Source organism: Pseudomonas sp. 1, from assembly GCF_056626735.1.
Genome location: NZ_JBWXMQ010000049.1, coordinates 1 through 897, shown reverse-complemented (window position 1 = coordinate 897; position 897 = coordinate 1). Strand labels below are relative to the sequence as shown.

Here is an 897-nt window from a genome sequence, read left to right as displayed (position 1 = left end):
GTAATGCTGTTCACTTAAGCATTTGAGTCCCAGGCGGGCTTCCCCGAAAATCCGATGCCAGACCTCTGGCATCGGATTTTTTATGTCTGTTCAACAAGACCTGCTCGACTTGGGCGACCTTTTCAACTTCTGCGACCTCAGCACCTTCACCCAAAACATCCCCATCGAGTGGGTGGCGTCTGCGCTGGATCTCTCCAGTCAAGCCACCATCCGCCGACGTCGTCTGCCTGCTGACCAGGTTCTCTGGCTGGTGCTCGGTATGGCGCTGTTTCGTGACGAACCGGTTCATGAGGTCGCCAGGCGTTTGAACATTTGTGCCCAAGGCTTGGCCTCCGACCATCTGTTGGCGCGCAGCGGTGTCACTGAAGCCCGCAAGCGGCTCGGCGCCGATCCCGTTGAGTGGTTGTTCCGCAAGACCGGAACCCAATGGGGTACGGAGCGCTATGACGGTGATACCTGGCATGACCTGCAGGTGTTTGCGGTGGACGGAGCACTCTTGCGTACCCCGGATACGCCCGAGCTTCGAGAGCATTTCGGATCGGGAAATACCTCGAGCGAGCGCCAGACCCCTTTTCCCATGCTGCGCTTGGTCGCGCTGATGAATGTGCGCTCGCACGTGATCCTGGATGCGCAATTGAGTCCCTACCGACGCAGTGAAATGCGCTTGGCCGACGAGTTCCTTCAGCAAATTCCCGATCACTCGATCACGTTGTTCGACAAAGGGTTCTGGGGCGCTGAGCTGCTGTCGAGCTTGCACAATGCCGGCAGCCACCGGCATTGGTTGATTCCGGCAAAAAAGAGCACGGTCTGCGAGGAAGTGATCCGCTACAACAAACATGATCGATTGCTGCGGATGAAGGTGTCACCGCAGGCCAGGAAGCGAAACCCCGAGCTCCC

The 897-nt window shown here is 58.1% G+C and carries 1 protein-coding gene; it reads left to right on the top strand.

Annotated elements, in window-relative coordinates; translation table 11 throughout:
* Window positions 1-82 precede the first annotated feature (82 nt).
* Window positions 83-897: IS4 family transposase (locus AC1MDC_RS28635; RefSeq protein WP_480394188.1), on the top strand; the 815-nt coding region annotated here is incomplete at its 3' end.